This is a genomic window from Phycicoccus sp. DTK01, from assembly GCF_017312765.1.
Taxonomy (GTDB): domain Bacteria; phylum Actinomycetota; class Actinomycetes; order Actinomycetales; family Dermatophilaceae; genus Phycicoccus; species Phycicoccus jejuensis.
On sequence record NZ_BOPU01000045.1, the window covers coordinates 1 to 559 of the forward strand.

Annotated in this window: 1 pseudogene; it reads right to left on the reverse strand. The window is 65.8% G+C overall.

Going from position 1 to position 559, the window contains the following annotated elements:
- A pseudogene (locus tag J3473_RS19305) lies at positions 1-559 on the reverse strand (endopeptidase La); the annotation flags it as partial.

Here is a 559-nt window from a genome sequence, read left to right on the forward strand (position 1 = left end):
ATCGACTGGCCGAGAGAGGTCTTGCCCACGCCCGGCGGTCCGACCAGGCACAGGATCGGCCCCTTCATCTGCTTCACGCGCGACTGGACGGCGAGGTATTCGAGGATGCGGTCCTTGACCTTCTCCAGGCCGAAGTGGTCGGCATCGAGCACGTCCTGCGCGGCCTTGAGGTCCTTGCGCACCTTGGTGCGCTTCTTCCACGGCACGCCCAGCAGCCAGTCGAGGTAATTGCGCACGACGGCGGCCTCGGCCGACATCGGCGTCATCTGCTTGAGCTTGTTGAGTTCGGCCTTGGCCTTGGCTTCGGCCGCCTTCGGCATGCCGGCCTCGGCGATCTTGCGCGTGGGCTCGTCGATGTCGTTGGGCGCATCGTCGATCTCGCCGAGCTCCTTCTGGATCGCCTTCATCTGCTCGTTGAGGTAGTACTCGCGCTGGCTCTTCTCCATCTGCGACTTCACGCGGCCGCGGATGCGCTTTTCCAGCTGCTGCACGACGATCTCGCCGTCGACCAGGCCGACCAGCTGCACCAGGCGCGCGCCGACGCCGTGCGTCTCCAGCA